The sequence below is a fragment of the Streptomyces sp. NPDC086080 genome (assembly GCF_044540255.1).
Classification (GTDB): Bacteria; Actinomycetota; Actinomycetes; order Streptomycetales; family Streptomycetaceae; genus Streptomyces.
This window is the reverse complement of the sequence record NZ_JBITRU010000018.1, coordinates 14,948-31,460: the sequence shown is the minus strand read 5'-3', so window position 1 is coordinate 31,460 and position 16,513 is coordinate 14,948. Positions and strand designations below refer to the sequence as shown.

At 69.7% G+C, this 16,513-nt stretch carries 14 protein-coding genes; 4 read left to right on the top strand and 10 right to left on the bottom strand.

Going from position 1 to position 16,513, the window contains the following annotated elements:
* Positions 1-2: 2 nt before the first annotated feature.
* The gene (gene clpB, locus ACIF9R_RS21510) at positions 3-2,600 is read right to left on the bottom strand and encodes an ATP-dependent chaperone ClpB (protein ID WP_399982390.1); all 2,598 of its coding nucleotides are present in this window, start codon (positions 2,598-2,600) and stop codon (positions 3-5) included.
* 148 nt (positions 2,601-2,748) lie between these two features.
* Here clpB and ACIF9R_RS21505 point away from each other — a divergent pair, with 148 nt between their 5' ends.
* Positions 2,749-3,165: a pyridoxamine 5'-phosphate oxidase family protein gene (locus tag ACIF9R_RS21505; RefSeq protein ID WP_399982388.1), complete on the top strand. Its 417-nt coding sequence runs from the start codon at positions 2,749-2,751 to the stop codon at positions 3,163-3,165.
* A gap of 168 nt (positions 3,166-3,333) precedes the next feature.
* Here the strand turns inward: ACIF9R_RS21505 and ACIF9R_RS21500 are convergent, their stop codons facing one another.
* Both ACIF9R_RS21500 and ACIF9R_RS21495 read right to left on the bottom strand, forming a co-directional pair.
* On the bottom strand, positions 3,334-3,669 hold the full coding sequence (locus ACIF9R_RS21500) for a hypothetical protein (protein ID WP_399982386.1): 336 nt from the start codon (positions 3,667-3,669) through the stop codon (positions 3,334-3,336).
* Between the two features lie 5 nt (positions 3,670-3,674).
* A complete protein-coding gene (locus ACIF9R_RS21495) occupies positions 3,675-3,830 on the bottom strand; it encodes a hypothetical protein (RefSeq protein ID WP_399982383.1) in 156 nt (51 codons plus the stop codon).
* Positions 3,831-4,025: 195 nt separating this feature from the next.
* Here ACIF9R_RS21495 and ACIF9R_RS21490 point away from each other — a divergent pair, with 195 nt between their 5' ends.
* Together ACIF9R_RS21490 and ACIF9R_RS21485 are read left to right on the top strand one after the other, a co-directional pair.
* Positions 4,026-4,973, top strand: a complete 948-nt coding sequence (locus ACIF9R_RS21490; protein ID WP_399982381.1) for a helix-turn-helix transcriptional regulator — start codon at positions 4,026-4,028, stop codon at positions 4,971-4,973.
* Between the two features lie 25 nt (positions 4,974-4,998).
* Positions 4,999-5,973, top strand: a complete 975-nt coding sequence (locus ACIF9R_RS21485; protein ID WP_399982379.1) for a helix-turn-helix transcriptional regulator — start codon at positions 4,999-5,001, stop codon at positions 5,971-5,973.
* Here ACIF9R_RS21485 and ACIF9R_RS21480 read toward each other — a convergent pair.
* The 7 genes from ACIF9R_RS21480 to ACIF9R_RS21450 form a co-directional block, all read right to left on the bottom strand.
* Positions 5,936-6,970 (bottom strand): LuxR C-terminal-related transcriptional regulator, encoded by a 1,035-nt coding sequence (locus ACIF9R_RS21480; protein ID WP_399982377.1) that lies wholly within the window; start codon positions 6,968-6,970, stop codon positions 5,936-5,938. The genes ACIF9R_RS21485 and ACIF9R_RS21480 overlap by 38 nt on opposite strands.
* A 126-nt stretch (positions 6,971-7,096) precedes the next feature.
* Positions 7,097-8,203: a sugar ABC transporter substrate-binding protein gene (locus ACIF9R_RS21475; protein WP_399982374.1), complete on the bottom strand. Its 1,107-nt coding sequence runs from the start codon at positions 8,201-8,203 to the stop codon at positions 7,097-7,099.
* 276 nt (positions 8,204-8,479) lie between these two features.
* The gene (locus tag ACIF9R_RS21470) at positions 8,480-8,929 is read right to left on the bottom strand and encodes a heat shock protein transcriptional repressor HspR (protein WP_399982371.1); all 450 of its coding nucleotides are present in this window, start codon (positions 8,927-8,929) and stop codon (positions 8,480-8,482) included.
* Positions 8,930-8,935: 6 nt separating this feature from the next.
* Positions 8,936-10,120 carry a molecular chaperone DnaJ gene (gene dnaJ / locus ACIF9R_RS21465; RefSeq protein WP_399982368.1) on the bottom strand — a complete coding sequence of 395 codons (1,185 nt, stop codon included), beginning with the start codon at positions 10,118-10,120 and terminating at the stop codon, positions 8,936-8,938.
* A gap of 36 nt (positions 10,121-10,156) precedes the next feature.
* Complete coding sequence (gene grpE, locus ACIF9R_RS21460) at positions 10,157-10,825, bottom strand: nucleotide exchange factor GrpE (protein WP_399982366.1); 669 nt, start codon at positions 10,823-10,825, stop codon at positions 10,157-10,159.
* Positions 10,822-12,669 carry a molecular chaperone DnaK gene (dnaK, locus tag ACIF9R_RS21455; RefSeq protein WP_399982364.1) on the bottom strand — a complete coding sequence of 616 codons (1,848 nt, stop codon included), beginning with the start codon at positions 12,667-12,669 and terminating at the stop codon, positions 10,822-10,824. Before dnaK ends, grpE begins: the two co-directional genes overlap by 4 nt.
* 93 nt (positions 12,670-12,762) lie before the next feature.
* Positions 12,763-13,800: an MraY family glycosyltransferase gene (locus ACIF9R_RS21450; protein ID WP_399982362.1), complete on the bottom strand. Its 1,038-nt coding sequence runs from the start codon at positions 13,798-13,800 to the stop codon at positions 12,763-12,765.
* 347 nt (positions 13,801-14,147) lie between these two features.
* On the opposite strand from ACIF9R_RS21450, the gene ACIF9R_RS21445 reads away from it, so the two are divergent.
* Positions 14,148-16,430, top strand: a complete 2,283-nt coding sequence (locus tag ACIF9R_RS21445) for a heterodisulfide reductase-related iron-sulfur binding cluster (RefSeq protein ID WP_399982360.1) — start codon at positions 14,148-14,150, stop codon at positions 16,428-16,430.
* Positions 16,431-16,513: the final 83 nt, after the last annotated feature.

Genomic DNA, 16,513 nt, shown 5'->3' with positions numbered 1-16,513 from the left:
GCCTACAACGTCTTGCCCGTCGCCGGTCCCACCAGCAGGCCCTCCTCGAAGCGGTCGACGCGGACCGTGTCGCCGTCCTTGACCTCGCCGGAGAGGATCTCCTTGGCGAGGCGGTCGCCGATGGCGGTCTGGACGAGGCGGCGCAGCGGGCGTGCGCCATAGGCGGGGTCCATGCCCTCTTCGGCGAGCCAGGCCAGCGCCTCGGGGGTGATGTCCAGGGTGAGGCGGCGTTCGGCGAGGCGGCGGGCGAGGGACTCCAGCTGGAGCTTGGCGATGCGTTCCAGTTCGGGCTTGGTGAGGGCGGAGAAGACGACCAGGTCGTCCAGGCGGTTGAGGAACTCGGGCTTGAAGGAGGTCCGGACCACCTCCAGGACCTGTTCCTTCTTCTCCGTCTCGGTGGTGAGCGGGTCGACCAGGTACTGGCTGCCCAGGTTGGACGTCAGCACCAGGATGGTGTTGCGGAAGTCCACCGTGCGGCCCTGGCCGTCGGTGAGGCGGCCGTCGTCGAGGACCTGGAGCAGGATGTCGAAGACCTCGGGGTGGGCCTTCTCGACCTCGTCGAGGAGCACGACGCTGTAGGGGCGGCGGCGGACCGCCTCGGTGAGCTGGCCGCCCTCCTCGTAGCCGACGTAGCCGGGGGGTGCGCCGACCAGGCGGGCGACGGAGTGCTTCTCGCTGTACTCCGACATGTCGATACGGACCATGGCCCGCTCGTCGTCGAAGAGGAAGTCGGCTAGCGCCTTGGCGAGTTCCGTCTTGCCGACGCCGGTGGGGCCGAGGAAGAGGAAGGAGCCGGTGGGCCGGTCGGGGTCGGCGATCCCGGCCCGGGAGCGGCGTACGGCGTCCGAGACGGCGCGTACGGCCTCGGTCTGGCCGATGAGGCGCTTGCCGATCTCGTCCTCCATGCGGAGCAGCTTCTGGGTCTCGCCCTCCAGCAGGCGGCCGGCCGGGATGCCGGTCCAGGAGGCGACGACGTCGGCGATGTCGTCGGCGCCGACCTCCTCCTTGACCATGGTGTCCACGGCGACCTCCTCCTCGGCCTCGGAGGCGGCTTCCAGGTCGCGTTCGAGGGTGGGGATCTCGCCGTAGAGCAGCTTGGAGGCGGTGTCGAAGTCGCCGTCGCGCTGGGCGCGTTCGGCCTGGCCGCGCAGTTCGTCGAGCTTTTCCTTCAGTTCGCCGACGCGGTTGAGGGACTGCTTCTCCTTCTCCCAGCGGGCGTTGAGGCCGCGCAGTTCCTCCTCCTTGTCGGCGAGGTCGCGGCGGAGCTTGTCGAGGCGTTCGCGGGAGGCCGCGTCGGTCTCCTTGCCGATGGCGAGTTCCTCCATCCGCAGCCGGTCGACGGCGCGCTGGAGTTCGTCGATCTCGACGGGCGAGGAGTCGATCTCCATACGGAGGCGGGAGGCGGCCTCGTCGACGAGGTCGATGGCCTTGTCGGGGAGGAACCGGGAGGTGATGTAGCGGTCGGAGAGGGTGGCGGCGGCCACCAGGGCGCTGTCGGCGATCTGGACCTTGTGGTGGGCCTCGTAGCGGCCCTTGAGCCCGCGCAGGATCGCGATGGAGTCCTCGACGGAGGGTTCGGCGACGAGGACCTGCTGGAAGCGGCGCTCCAGTGCGGGGTCCTTCTCGATGCGCTCGCGGTACTCGTCGAGGGTGGTGGCGCCGACCATGCGGAGTTCGCCGCGGGCGAGCATGGGCTTGAGCATGTTGCCGGCGTCCATGGCGGAGTCGCCGCCGGCGCCCGCGCCGACGACGGTGTGCAGCTCGTCGATGAAGGTGATGATCTGTCCGTCGGAGTTCTTGATCTCGGCCAGGACGGTCTTCAGCCGCTCCTCGAACTCGCCGCGGTACTTGGCGCCGGCGACCATGGCGCCGAGGTCGAGGGCGACGAGCCGCTTGTCCTTCAGCGACTCGGGGACGTCGCCCTTGACGATGCGCTGGGCGAGTCCTTCGACGACTGCGGTCTTGCCGACGCCGGGCTCGCCGATGAGGACGGGGTTGTTCTTGGTGCGGCGGGACAGTACCTGCACCACGCGCCGGATCTCCTGGTCCCGTCCGATGACGGGGTCCAGCCTGCCCTCGCGGGCGGAGGCGGTGAGGTCGGTGCCGAACTTCTCCAGCGCCTTGTACTGACCCTCGGGGTCGGCAGTGGTCACCCGGCGGGCTCCCCTCGTCTTCTGGAAGGCGTCCTGCAGCTTCTTCGCGGTGGCGCCCTGCTGGGAGAGCACTTCGCCGGCGGCTCCGCCCTTGGCGGCGATACCGATGACGAGGTGTTCGGTGGACAGGTACTCGTCGCCGAGGTCGCGGGCGCGGGCCTGGGCGTCCGCGATGACGGCGAGCAGTTCCCGGTTGGGCTGGGGCGGTGCGACCGTGGACCCGGTGACGCTCGGCAGCCCGGCGAGGACCCGCTCGGCGCCGGAGCGTACGGCGGCCTGGTCGGCGTCGACGGCGGCGAGCAGGTCGGTGATGTTCTCGTTGTCCTGCCCGGCGAGCAGGGCAAGCAGCAGGTGGGCGGGGGTGAGGTCGGGGTGGCCCTCGGTCACGGCCCGGTTCCCGGCCGCGTTGATGGCTTCCCGGCTCCGGTTGGTCAGCTCGGCGTCCACGTGTCCGTTCTCCTCCTTGATGACCTTCAGTGACCTTCAGCGCGCCCCAGTGCGGGCCTCGTAGCTGACTCGGTCAACGTGCACAAACTTGAGTCTATTCCACTCAAGGTGGTGGGCGGGAGTGCGCCGGGGACTAAGTTCCGGGGTCATGACCGTCACGTATTCGGTGGATCCGGGCGATCCGGACGCGCCGTACCTCAGCTTCTGGCGCGAGCGGCACCTGTGCACGCTGACCACCCTCCGTCCGGACGGCACCCCGCACCTGGTACCCGTCGGGGTGACATACGACCCGGAGGCGCGGCTTGCTCGCGTCATCACGAACAGGGCGAGCGCGAAGGCGCGCCACGTACGCGCGGCGGGGGCTCAGGGCGCGCCCGTCGCGGTCTGCCAGGTGGACGGCAGGCGGTGGGCCACGCTGGAGGGGCGCGCCGTGGTCCGTACGGAGCCGGAGCGGGTCGCGGAGGCGGTGCGGCGGTACGCGGAGCGCTACGGGCGGATGCCGTCGCCGAATCCGGCCCGGGTGGCCATCGAGATCACGCTCACGCGCGCGATGGGACGGGGGTGAGGCGGACGGCGCGGCCGGCACCGTACAGCGATGTGTTCCGGCCATCGAGCGATCGTGCGATACCCGGAAATGTCCCGCAAAACTGCAGCGGCGTCACCGTGTTCAGGTCACGGTGACGCCGCTGCGGGGGGAAGCACCTGAGCGATCTTTTACGACGGGGGAATCGCGTCAGGCGCTGCGGGGGGTGGCCGAGATGGTTCTGGGGGCAGCGGAGTCGGACTCCACCTGCCGGTGGTCCCGCTGGTCCAGGTTGACAAAGATCATTCCGTACCGGATGGCACACCGCACGGGCTTCGGCGCGCCCCTGGGCCGCCGCAGACACCGGAACGCCCGTACGTCTCCGTCCTCGTCGCGCGTGACCACGACCGGCTCACCGAACACGGTCACCATCAACGAGTCACCACTGTGGGGGATGGCGGTGACCAGGTCGATGAAGTGCCATCCGGATCGGTAGGCGGTCGCCATCTCACGGCGGAAGGAGCGGTCGTCGGGTGGCGTGGTCATCGCCATCAGTCCCAGGTGCTGTCGGCCGGGAAGGCCAGTGGCTCGTCATGGACGACCACGAGAGACCGGTCGCTGCCCACGAGGTGCGTGTCGCTCTCCGCGCCGGAGAGGCCGGCCAGGGTGCCGAAGGCCACAGCGGCGGAGAAAGCGGCGACAAGCACCGAGCGAAGCATTCTGTTCTGCATAGTCGGCTTCGTCCTCACTTGAAGGTCCCCTCTATCCCCCGTCAGATAAGACGATGGCTCATTCAGGCACGTCATGGCCACACAATCGGTGCATCATGTTCCTGCACGTTCAGGACCCTGGGGGGTGGAGATTTGACTGCAAAGGGGACAAAGGCGACACATCCCCATGCGGTGACCGCGCTGTGTCCGGAGGGAAGCCGCCTCTACGCGGACGCCCTCCGCGCCGGACACATACTGCGCACGGATGCCGAAGTCGCCCCCTGTCTGATGGAACTCGCCCTCCTCCACCCCGATCCGGACGATGCGAGCCGGCTGCGTCCTGTGCCGCCGTCGGTGGCCCTGGCCCAGCGGCTCAACCCCATCGAGCGCGAGATCACCGAACAGCGGCGGCTGTCCATCACGCTCGCCGAGGCCTTCGAGCCGTTCATGGACATCAGCACCCAGGAATCGACTCCGACCCACTCCATCACCGTGCTGGAGGGCCTCGACCGCATCAACGCCGCACTCGACCTGGCGACCGCCCACTGCCACTCCGAGATGCTCACGGTGCAGCCGAGCGCACACCGCCGCCCCGAGAACCGGCTCCTGGAAGCACTGGAACGGGACAGGCCGCTGATCGAACGCGGGGTGCGCATCAGGACGCTCTACCAGCACACCGCCCGGTTCAGCCCCGACCGGCTGGCCTACGGCGACCACTTCACCGACGGCAAGGTGGAGTACCGCACCATCGACGAACTCGTCGAACGGCTCATCATCTGCGACGAGAACGTCGCCTTCATCCCCATCAGGGAGGACCGGCAGGTGGCCCTGGAGCTCCGCCACCCCGGTCTGGTCCGCTATCTGGTCAAGGTCTTCGAGTTCATGTGGAACCGGGCCGTCCCGCTGACCGCCGGCGCTCCCTACGAGACCGCGCCCGACGGCATCACCGAGATCCAGCACTCCATAGCGAAACTGCTCGTCGAGGGCCACGTCGACGAGGCGATCGCGCGACGCCTCGGCATGAACGTCCGCACCTGCCGCGCCCACATAGCCAAACTCGCCTCCGCCCTCGGCAGCGGCAGCCGCGCCCAACTGGGCTACCTCATCGCCCAGTCGGGAATCCTGCAACAGGACCCATGATCCGATCCGGGGGAGCGAACCAGGCATGACCGGGAACGCGCGTCACGACGGACTGGAGGCCCTGGGCGAGGACGCCCTCGGCCTCTACGTCCGCGCCCTCCACCAGGGCCACGTACCCGCCCCCGCGCCCGCCGCGGCCCCGCTCCTCCTCCACCTCGGCCTGCTGCACCAGGCGCTCGACGACCCCGACCGGCTGGAGCCCGTCGCGCCGCAGATCGCCCTGCACCGGCTGCTGCGCGTCTCGGCGGACCGTGTCGCCGAGGAACGACGGCGCGAGGAACGGCTGGTCGAGGCCCTGGAGCCGCTGCTGCGAGCCGGCGCACCCGAGGCACCGACGACGCCCCTCATCACGCCGCACAGCGGCAAGGAGCGCATCGGACGGATCATCGGCGAGGCGATGGCCGAGGCCACCGAACTCCTCTCCGTCCAGCCCCACGACAGCTACACCCACTACGACCCGGCCCTCCACGAGCCCGCGCTCCGGCGCGACCAGGCCCTGCTCGAGCGCGGTGGCCGCATCCGCGCCCTCTACCAGCACACCCTGCGCCACGCACCCCCGCTCGCCGCCCGCTACGAACGGCTCTCGGGCGATGTCGAGGCCCGGACACTGGACGAGATCACCGAGCGCCTCGTCGTCATCGACCGCGAGGTGGCGTTCGTTCCCGCCAGCGCCGACCGCAGCGCGGCCCTGGAGATCCGCCATCCGGCGCTCGTGGGGTTCCTGGCGACCATGTTCGACCGCCTGTGGCGCCTCGCCACCCCGATGTTCCCGCGGGCCGTCCGGCGGCCCACCCTGAACGGAGTCACCCCCCGTCAGCGGGCCATCGCCGCGCTGCTCGTCGAGGGCCACACCGACGCCGTCGTCGCCGACCGCCTCGGCATGAACGTACGCACCGCCCGCGAGCACATCGCCAAGCTCGCCGCGACCCTCGGCAGCGGCAGCCGCGCCCAGCTCGGGTTCCTCATCGCGCGCTCGGGGATCCTCGACCGGGCTCCCTGACCCCGCCCCGCCCCCGGGACCCGTCCAGGCCCGCCTGGGCGATCCGCACCCCCAGCTGCGTACGGCTCGCCGCACCCAGCGTCTCCGACAGACGGGCGATGTGCGCCCGGCAGGTACGGACGCTGATGCCCAGGCGTTCCGCGATCACCGCGTCCTGGTGTCCCTCCGCCAGCAGGGCGGCGATGGACTGCTCACGGTGCGAGATGCCCTCGATGCCGGTGTCGGGCAGCGGGACGGTCAGCGGGATGGCGAGCCGCCACAGCCGCTCGAAGACCGTACCCAGGTACTCCACCAGCGCCGGGTGACGCAGCTCCAGCGCCATGGTGCGCTCGGGGTTGGCGGGAATGAAGGCGACCGTGCGGTCGAACAGGATCAGCCGCTCGATCACCTCGTCCAGCGTGCGCGCCTGCACCGCGCCGCCCATCAGCTCCAGATAGGACAGCAGCCCGTGCCCGTGCCGGGCGACATGCGTGTACAGGTCCCGCATGCGCACGCCCCGGCCGCGCAGCGCCGTCGCCCGGTGCAGGCCCTCCGACAGCTCCGCCTCGCGCCGGATACCGCCCGGCTGGACGGTGAGCACCTCGGTGGTGCAGGCCTGGGTCGCCTCGTCCATCGCTGCCTGGATGCGCCCCAGTCCGTCCAGCACCCGGATCGCCGGGCCCTCCGCCGCGGACCGTGCCGCCGGCAGCCGGCCGCCCAGACCGGCGTACCACTCGAACGCCGACACGGCCGAGCCGACCCGGCGCTGGCTCGCGCTCACCTCGTCGTACATCCCGCGCAGCAGCCGCGCCATGACCTCCTGCGGGGAGGTCGGTACCAGCCAGTCCATGTCGTCGGGATCCGGGTGCAACAGAGCCAGTTCCAGCAGACAGGGCACCGGCTCCGCGTCCCGGCGCGGCAGCCGTCCGCGCCGTACGGCCCGGGAATACACGCGATCCCCGGCCTCGCACAGTCGGTCAGCACCGTGTGGATGCCCGTCCGTCCCGTGCCCGGCCATCGCCCGTCCCACCCCCGGTCCGCCACTTTCCGCAGCGCAACTATGCGCGGCCGGATCCGGGTGTGCAACACGGTCGGGAACCGGCGCCGGCCCGGAGGCCGGCGGGTGGCCGAATACCGACAGGGACTACTTCAGCTTGATCTCCGCGCAGGCCGCCTTGAACTCCGCCGTGCAGATGTCGGCCACCGTGTAGAACTCGTCGGCGATGATCGTGTCCATGATGTTGTCCTTGGTCAGGGCGACCACGGGCACGAGCTGCGCCGGGATGTTCTGGTCGGTGGGGCTGTCCACCCGCTCACGGGTCAGCGCGTCGAACTGGATGTCCCGGCCCTGGATCTTGGCCACCGCCATCTCGGCGGCGCTCTCGGCCTCGTCCGCGTAGGACTTGTACACGCTCATGTACTGCTCGCCGCTGACGATCCGCTGCACCGCCGCGAGTTCGGCGTCCTGGCCGGTGATCGGGGGCAGATCGGTCACGCCGGCGGCCTTCAGCGCCTTGACGATGCCGCCCGCCATACCGTCGTTGGCGGAGTAGACCGCCTTGATCTCGTCCGCGCCGATCGCGTTGATCGCCTCGGCCATGTTGGCCTCGGCGTTCTCCGGCTTCCAGTCCTTGGTGTCGAAGGACTTGGCGATCGTCACCTTGCCCTTGAGCTCGGAGAGCGCGCCCGCCTTGAACTGCTTGGCGTTGGGGTCGGTCGACGAGCCGTTCATCATCACGATCTTGTCGGTGATGCTGATGTCCCCGTTGAACGACTCCAGCAGGGAACGCGCCTGCACCTCGCCGACCAGACCGTTGTCGAAGGAGATGTACGCGTCGATCGGGCCCTCGGCCAGCCGGTCGTAGGCGATGACCGGGATGCCCGCGGTCTTGGCCTTCCGCACGCTCTCCGCGATGCCCTTGGAGTCGACCGCGTCCAGCACGATGACATCGACCTGCTTGTCGATCATCCGCTGCATCTGGCTCGCCTGCTTGTCGGCGTCCGCGTCGGCGTTGACGTACTCGACCTTGCCCTTGCGGTTGGTGAGGGACTCCACCTTCTCCTTGAAGATGGGGTAGTCGAACTGGTCGTACCGGGTGTTGGCCTTCTCCGGCAGAAGCAGGCCGATGGTGATGTCGTCCCCCTTGCCCGGAGTGGCGTCGCCGCTGTTGTCGGTCGCGTTGAGCCCCCCGCAGCCGGCGAGCATCACGGACATCGAGGTGGCGGCCACGGATATGGCGATACGACGCATACGACGGCTCACTTCAGGTGTTTTCGGACGTGGGCACTGCTGCGCGGCCCATGTGACTGAAAAGCCAACGCTTCGGCCCCTGCCCGAGTCAAGTTCGGCCACTTAACGAGATGGACACAGCACGGGTGCGCCCGAACTCGTGAAGTACCTGCGCACACAGGGTGAGGGCGTGTCTGGACACGCAGCCACACCATAACCACACAAGTATTCGCGCAGCGAAGAAGGGGCCCCGGGTTCGGAGAACCCGGGGCCCCTCACCTCATCTGACCTGCGCGATCAGTCCGCCTGATGCCGCTTGGGCCGCCACACCACCAGCGCGCTGGTCTGCTGCACCTCCTGGTACGGCACCAGGTCGCGGCGGTACGAGGCGTGCACCGCGGCCTCGCGCTGACGCATCGCCGTCGCCGCTCCGTCGAGCGCGTCCTGCAGCTCCACCACCCGCGACTGAAGGGCCGCGACCTGGTTCTCCAGCTCGATGATGCGCTTGATTCCGGCCAGGTTGATGCCCTCGGTCTGCGACAACTGCTGCACCTGACGGAGCAGTTCGATGTCACGGGCCGAGTACCGCCGGCCCCGGCCGGCCGTACGGTCCGGCGACACGAGCCCCAGCCGGTCGTACTGACGCAGTGTCTGCGGGTGGAGGCCGGAGAGCTGGGCCGCCACCGAAATGACATAGACCGGGGTGTCCTGGGTCAGTTCGTACGGATTGCGTCGACGGCCGTCCATCTGCAATCAAGCTCCCTTCGCGGCCTGGAACAGCTCCGCCCGCGGATCCTGGTCCGCGGTCGCCTCGCGATACGCCTCCAGCGCGTCCCGAGCCTTCCCCGACAGGTCCTCCGGAACACTCACCTCGACGGTGACGAGCAGATCCCCGCGGGTTCCGTCCTTGCGGACCGCGCCCTTGCCCCGCGCCCGCATGGTGCGGCCGTTGGGCGTGCCCGGCGGAAGCTTCAGCGTGACCGGCGGACCGCCGAGCGTCGGGACCCGCACCTCCCCGCCGAGAGCCGCCTCCGGATACGTCACCGGAACGGTGACGGTGAGATTGTCGTCCTTGCGGCCGAACACCGGGTGCGCGCCGACGTGCACGACGACGTACAGGTCGCCCGCCGGTCCGCCGCGCTCGCCCGGGGCGCCCTTGCCCCGCAGTCTGATCCGCTGGCCGTCGCTGACGCCCGCGGGGATGCGCACCTGCATCGTCCGCGAGGACTTGGCGCGGCCGCTGCCCTTGCAGATGTCGCAGGGCTCTTCCGCGATCAGCCCGCGGCCCTTGCAGTCGGGGCACGGGTCGGTGAGCGAGAAGCCGCCGCCGGAGCCCCGCGCCACCTGTCCGGTGCCGACACAGGTCGGGCACACGCGCGGCGTGCCGTTCTTGTCGCCGGTGCCCGAACAGGCCTTGCAGGCCGCCTGGGACGACATCCGCAGCGGGACCGTCGCGCCCTCGATCGCCTCGGTGAAGCTGAGCGTCACCTCGGACTCGATGTCCTGGCCGCGTCGCGGCTGGGTCCGCGTGGTCCCCGCGCCGCCACGGTTGAACAGGCCCCCGAAGACGTCACCCAGGCCGCCGCCGAAGCCGCCGCCCGCCTGGCCGCTGCCGCCGGGCTGACCCCCGAAGAGGTCACCCAGGTCGAAGTTGAAGGAACCGCCGCCGCCCGCGCCCGGCCCCGGACGGAAGCCGCCGTTGCCGAAGAGCGCGCGCGCCTCGTCGTACTCCTTGCGCTTCTTGGGGTCACCGAGGACGTCGTTCGCCTCGGAGATCTCCTTGAACCGCTCCTCCGCCTTGGTGTTGCCCTTGTTGGCGTCCGGGTGGAACTCGCGGGCGAGCTTCCGGTACGCCTTCTTGATCTCGGCCTCGGTGGCGTCCTTGGGGACGCCGAGGACCTTGTAGAAGTCCTTCTCGATGAAGTCCTTGGTGCTCATCCCCGACGTCCCTCCTTCCGTACGTCAGCTCCCGCGTCAGCCCTCGTCCGGGCCACCGCTCTCCTTGTTCTCCGAGTCGGCCTGCGCCTCGGTGCTCTCCTCGGCCGGCGCAGCCGTCTGAGCGCCCGGCTGCGGCTCGGCGACGGCCACCCGCGCGGGGCGGATGGTGCGCTCGCCGATGCGATACCCCGGCTGGAGAATCGCCACGCACGTCGTCTCGGTGACATCCGGCGCGTAACTGTGCATCAGCGCCTCGTGGATCGTCGGGTCGAAGGGCTCGCCCTCCTTGCCGAACTGCTGGAGGCCCAGCTTGGCCACGGTGGTCTCCAGCGACTCCGCGACCGACTTGAAGCCGCCGACCAGCTCGCCGTGCTCACGCGCACGGCCGATGTCGTCGAGCACGGGAAGCAGCTCGGTCAGGAGGTTCGCCACGGCGACCTCCTTGACCGCGACGCGGTCCCGCTCGACCCGGCGGCGGTAGTTCTGGAACTCGGCCTGGAGGCGCTGCAGGTCCGTCGTGCGCTCACCGAGCGCCGTGCGTGCCTGGTCCAGCTGCGCCACCAGGGCGGCGTTCTGGCCCGTGTCCCCGGCCGGGGCCGCCTCCTCCTCCGCGGAGGGGGTGGCGGCGGCCTTCGACTCGGTTTCGTCGGAGGGGACGTCGGGCTGCTGCGACTGCTCGTCGAAGCCCGGGGTCTCCTCGGTCACGCCGCACCGTCCTTACGGTCCTCGTCGACGATCTCCGCGTCGACGACATCGTCGTCCACCTTGGCGTCACCGGCACCCGCGCCGGCTCCGGCGGAGGCGCCACCGGCGGCCTGGGCGTCGGCGTACATCGCCTGGCCGAGCTTCTGGGAGACGGCGGCGACCTTCTCCGTGGCCGTGCGGATCTCGGCGCTGTCGTCGCCCTTGAGCTTCTCCTTCAGCTCGGCGACGGCACCCTCGACCTCGGTCTTGATCTCGCCGGGGACCTTGTCCGCGTTGTCCGCGAGGAACTTCTCCGTCTGGTAGACGAGCTGCTCGCCCTGGTTGCGGGACTCGGCGGCCTCGCGGCGGGCGTGGTCCTCCTCCGCGTACTTCTCGGCCTCCTGGCGCATCCGGTCGACCTCGTCCTTCGGGAGCGAGGAGCCGCCGGTGACGGTCATCTTCTGCTCCTTGCCGGTGCCGAGGTCCTTCGCTGTGACATGCATGATGCCGTTGGCGTCGATGTCGAAGGAGACCTCGATCTGCGGGACGCCGCGCGGCGCCGGGGGCAGACCGGTCAGCTCGAACATGCCGAGCTTCTTGTTGTACGCGGCGATCTCACGCTCGCCCTGGTAGACCTGGATCTGCACGGACGGCTGGTTGTCCTCGGCCGTGGTGAAGATCTCGGAGCGCTTGGTCGGGATCGTGGTGTTGCGCTCGATCAGCTTGGTCATGATGCCGCCCTTGGTCTCGATACCGAGGGACAGCGGGGTGACGTCGAGCAGCAGGACGTCTTTGACCTCGCCCTTGAGCACACCGGCCTGGAGCGCGGCGCCGATCGAGACGACCTCGTCCGGGTTCACACCCTTGTTGGCCTCCTTGCCGCCGGTCAGCTCCTTGACGAGCTCGGCGACCGCGGGCATACGGGTGGAACCGCCGACGAGCACGACGTGGTCGATCTCGCTGAGCTGGATACCGGCGTCCTTGACGACGTTGTGGAACGGCGTCTTGCAGCGCTCGAGCAGGTCCGCGGTCAGCTGCTGGAACTGGGCGCGGGTCAGCTTCTCGTCGAGGTGCAGGGGGCCCTCGGCGGAGGCGGTGATGTAAGGGAGGTTGATCGTGGTCTCGGTGGACGAGGACAGCTCGATCTTCGCCTTCTCGGCGGCCTCGCGCAGGCGCTGGAGCGCCATCTTGTCCTTGCCCAGGTCCACGCCGTGCCCGGACTGGAACTGCTTGACCAGGTAGTCGACGACGCGCTGGTCCCAGTCGTCACCACCGAGGTTGTTGTCACCGTTGGTGGCCTTCACCTCGACGACACCGTCGCCGATCTCGAGCAGCGAGACGTCGAACGTACCGCCACCGAGGTCGAAGACCAGGATGACCTGCTCGTCCTTGTCCAGGCCGTACGCCAGGGCGGCGGCGGTGGGCTCGTTGACGATGCGCAGCACGTTCAGACCGGCGATCTCGCCGGCCTCCTTGGTCGCCTGACGCTCGGCGTCGTTGAAGTACGCCGGGACGGTGATGACCGCGTCCGTGACCTTCTCGCCCAGGTACGCCTCGGCGTCGCGCTTCAGCTTCTGCAGCACGAAGGCGCTCATCTGCTGCGGGTTGAAGGGCTTCCCGTCGAGCTCGATCTTCCAGTCGGTGCCCATGTGCCGCTTGACCGACCGGATGGTCCTGTCGACGTTGGTCACCGCCTGACGCTTGGCCACCTCGCCGACCAGCACCTCGCCGTTCTTGGCGAAGGCGACGACGGACGGCGTGGTCCTGGCGCCCTCGGCGTTGGTGATGACGGTGGGCTCGCCGCCCTCCAGAACGCTGACGACGGAGTTAGTCGTGCCCAGGTCGATGCCGACCGCACGTGCCATTTCGATTCCTCCAGCTGACTTGAGTGGAACAGACTCAAGCATGCATGACGTCCGCCGCCGGGTCAACAGAGCTGAGTCGGCTGGACTCAACTCTTATCCATCCCTTACACGCAACTGCGTGGTGACCTGCGACGACACACTGGAGGACCGCTGCCGGGCCCGAAACGCGGGGGTGACGGGAAGACGCACGAACCCCAGGACGACCACGACGGCGACCGCCGCCACCCACAGCGCCGCACCCCCGGACATCCGCCCGGTGTGCACGGCCACCCCGACCAGTACCCCGCCCAGCGAGGCCACACCGGACAGGACGGCCACCGCGCGGGGAGCGATTCCCAGTCGGCGCAGCCGGTGCCCGAGATGGTCCGGCCGCCCACGCGTCAGGGGCCACCGGGCCAGCCGCCGTCCGAGCACCACCAAGGCGGCGTCCGCGCACACCAGCGCCGTCAGTGCGAACAACACACCGACGCCGGTCCCGATTCCCTGCCCCGCCCGCACGAAGACCGCCGCCGAGGCGAGCACGAATCCCGTGAACAGCGACCCGCCCACCCCGAGCGCCGCCCGCGCGGGATGCCAGTTGTGCAGCAGGAACCCGGCCAGCGCCGCGGCCAGCACGCTCAGCAGCACCGCGAGCCCGTCCATCAGCGCCGCCGCCGCACAGGCGGCCACCCCGAACGCGGTCACCGCCCCCACGCCGCCGGCCAGCCCGTCGGCGTGGTTCAGCCCCCGGAAGGCGGCGGCGACGGCCGTGATCCACCCCGCGGCGAGCATCCCGGCCGGCACCCCGGTCTCCTCGTACGGCACGACGAGCGCCGCGGCCACCGCCGTACCGGCGAGCGGGACCCACCACCGCAGCCGCCAGAGGTCGACGGCCAGCCCCAGCACGCCCACGCACACCGCGGCGGCCAGCAGCCGCCCGACCCCGGTGCCGAGCGGCGCGATCCCGGTCCTGTCCCCGGCGACCGCGACCAGGCCGGTGACCAGCCCCACGGCCGCTCCCCCGGACAGCGGCACCGGGCGCCGCCGCCTGCGGTCCAGAATTCCCAGGCGCAGAGCGGGGGCCCGCAGCGCCGCCGTGAGGAGGGCGGACAGCAGCAGGGCGGTGGTGGCGGCGACGATCCCGTAGAGCACGGATATAAGTTAGGTGCGTATGGACCGATTTGGCGCGAATAACACGATCGGATCCGGGACGCCACCCCGACGCCGCCCCGGACCCCGTCCCGGACGCCGTACGGGGCGCGCGCCGAGGCATCCGGAAACGGCACCGAGAGGGCCGCCTCCCGGGGGCCCCACAGGCAACCCTCAGCGATCCAGATCACCCCGTGCCCGGCTACAGTGCGGCCGGAGATTCGGGGTAGTCTCAGACGGACTGCATAAGTTACCGCTTAGTAATCTCGGGGAAGCCGCAGTGGGAAGCCACCGCGGAACCCCGGAACCGTCCCCTCCGTGAACCCCCCTCGCAGGCCCGAGGAGCCCCCATGCAACTCGCCGCGATCATCGTGTCGCTGGTACTGACCGTGGTCGGCGTCGCGCTGCTCGCACGCGCGATCGGCCAGTTCGTCCGGTACTTCAAACTGGGCCAGCCGGTTCCGGCAGGCGCCCGGACCGACAATCCCTACCAGCGCAGTGTGACCCTGGTACGGGAGTTCCTCGGCCACACCCGCATGAACCGGTGGGGCATCGTCGGCATCGCCCACTGGTTCGTCGCCGTCGGCTTCCTGACCCTGCCGCCGACCCTCGCCCAGGCCTTCGGCCAGCTCTTCCAGGCCGACTGGGTGCTGCCGGTGATCGGCGGCTTCCTGCCGTTCGAGATGTACATCGAGTTCATCGGCGTGATGACCGTGCTCGGCATCGCCGTACTCATCGTCATCCGGCTGCTGAGCCTTCCGACCCGCCCGGGCCGCAAGTCCCGCTTCACCGGCTCCAAGTCGGGCCAGGCGTACTTCGTCGAGTACGTCATCCTCACCATCGGCCTCGCCATCTACGTGCTGCGCGGCCTCGAGGGCGCCCTGCACCACGTCGACGGCTACGAGCCCGCGTACTTCGCCTCGTACCCGCTGGTCCTCGCCTTCGACGGACTGTCGGTCGAAACGCTGCAGAACCTGGTCTACCTGGTCGCCATGATCAAGATCGGGACCTCGTTCGTCTGGATGATCGTCGTCTCGCTCACCCTCAACATGGGTGTCGCCTGGCACCGCTTCCTCGCCTTCCCGAACATCTGGTTCAAGCGCGAGGCCGACGGCGGTACCGCCCTCGGCGCCCTGCAGCCGATGACCTCGGGCGGCAAGCCGATCGACTTCACCGACCCCGGTGACGACGACGTCTTCGGCGTCTCCCAGGTCGAGCAGTTCTCCTGGAAGGGCCTGCTGGACTTCTCCACCTGCACCGAGTGCGGCCGCTGCCAGTCGCAGTGCCCCGCCTGGAACACGGGCAAGCCCCTCTCCCCCAAGCTCCTGATCATGTCCCTGCGCGACCACGCGCACGCCAAGGCCCCCTACCTGCTGGCCGGCGGCGGCAAGACCATGGAGGGCGAGGAGAAGGCCTCCGAGGAGCAGCTGGCCGGCGTCCCCGCGGCGGCCCTCGCCGAGGCCGAGCGCCCGCTGATCGGCACCGCGGAGGAGAACGGCGTCATCGACCCCGACGTCCTGTGGTCCTGCACCACCTGCGGCGCCTGCGTCGAGCAGTGCCCGGTGGACATCGAGCACGTCGACCACATCGTCGACATGCGCCGCTACCAGGTCATGATCGAGTCCGCGTTCCCGTCCGAGGCGGGCACGATGCTCAAGAACCTGGAGAAGAAGGGCAACCCCTGGGGCCTCGCCAAGAAGCAGCGCCTGGAGTGGCTCAAGGAGGTCGACTTCGAGGTCCCGGTCGTCGGCAAGGACATCGAGGACCTGTCCGAGGTCGAGTACCTGTACTGGGTCGGCTGCGCCGGCGCCCTGGAGGACCGCGCCAAGAAGACCACCAAGGCCTTCGCGGAGCTCCTCCACATCGCGGGCGTGAAGTTCGCCATCATGGGCGGCGACGAGAAGTGCACCGGTGACTCCGCGCGGCGCCTGGGCAACGAGCCCCTGTTCCAGGAGCTCGGCATGGAGAACGTCATGTCCCTCAACGCCGCCTTCGGCGAGGAGATGGACGACGACGGGAAGGTCACCGAGGAGTCCCGCAAGCCCAAGTCGGCCAAGAAGATCGTCGCCACCTGCCCGCACTGCCTCAACACCCTGGGCAACGAGTACCCGCAGCTCGGCGGCGACTACGAGGTCATCCACCACACCCAGCTGCTCCAGCACCTGGTGGACGAGGGCAAGCTCATCCCGGTCACGCCGGTCGAGGGCCTGATCACCTACCACGACCCGTGCTACCTGGGCCGCCACAACAAGATCTACACGCCCCCGCGCGAGATCATCGGCAAGGTCCCGGGCCTGCGCAACGAGGAGATGCACCGCCACAAGGAACGCGGCTTCTGCTGCGGCGCCGGCGGCGCCCGGATGTGGATGGAGGAGCGGATCGGCAAGCGCATCAACAACGAGCGTGTCGACGAGGCCCTCGCCCTCAACCCGGACATCGTCTCCACCGCCTGCCCGTTCTGCCTGGTCATGCTGACCGACTCGGTCAACGGCAAGAAGAACGACGGCGCGGCGAAGGAGTCCGTCCAGGTCGTCGACGTCGCCCAGCTGCTGCTGGAGTCCGTCAAGACGCCGGTCGACCCGGCCGGCGACGAGGAGAGCGAGCCCGCTCCGGAGCCGGAGCCGGTGAAGTAGCACGGCGACGTCCGTGAGCGAAGGGGGCCGTCCGGCAGAGTCAACAGGGCGGCCCCTTCGCCATGTTCACGTCCCGCCGTCCG

Bases quoted from the DNA above. Each gene is read 5' to 3' on its own strand.
- ACIF9R_RS21505 (WP_399982388.1), top strand. From the start codon at position 2,749: ATGACCGTCACGTATTCGGTGGATCCGGGCGATCCGGACGCGCCGTAC.
- ACIF9R_RS21500 (WP_399982386.1), bottom strand. From the start codon at position 3,669: ATGACCACGCCACCCGACGACCGCTCCTTCCGCCGTGAGATGGCGACC.
- ACIF9R_RS21485 (WP_399982379.1), top strand. From the start codon at position 4,999: ATGACCGGGAACGCGCGTCACGACGGACTGGAGGCCCTGGGCGAGGAC.
- ACIF9R_RS21480 (WP_399982377.1), bottom strand. From the start codon at position 6,970: ATGGCCGGGCACGGGACGGACGGGCATCCACACGGTGCTGACCGACTG.
- ACIF9R_RS21475 (WP_399982374.1), bottom strand. From the start codon at position 8,203: ATGCGTCGTATCGCCATATCCGTGGCCGCCACCTCGATGTCCGTGATG.
- ACIF9R_RS21470 (WP_399982371.1), bottom strand. From the start codon at position 8,929: ATGGACGGCCGTCGACGCAATCCGTACGAACTGACCCAGGACACCCCG.
- dnaJ (WP_399982368.1), bottom strand. From the start codon at position 10,120: ATGAGCACCAAGGACTTCATCGAGAAGGACTTCTACAAGGTCCTCGGC.
- dnaK (WP_399982364.1), bottom strand. From the start codon at position 12,669: ATGGCACGTGCGGTCGGCATCGACCTGGGCACGACTAACTCCGTCGTC.
- ACIF9R_RS21445 (WP_399982360.1), top strand. From the start codon at position 14,148: ATGCAACTCGCCGCGATCATCGTGTCGCTGGTACTGACCGTGGTCGGC.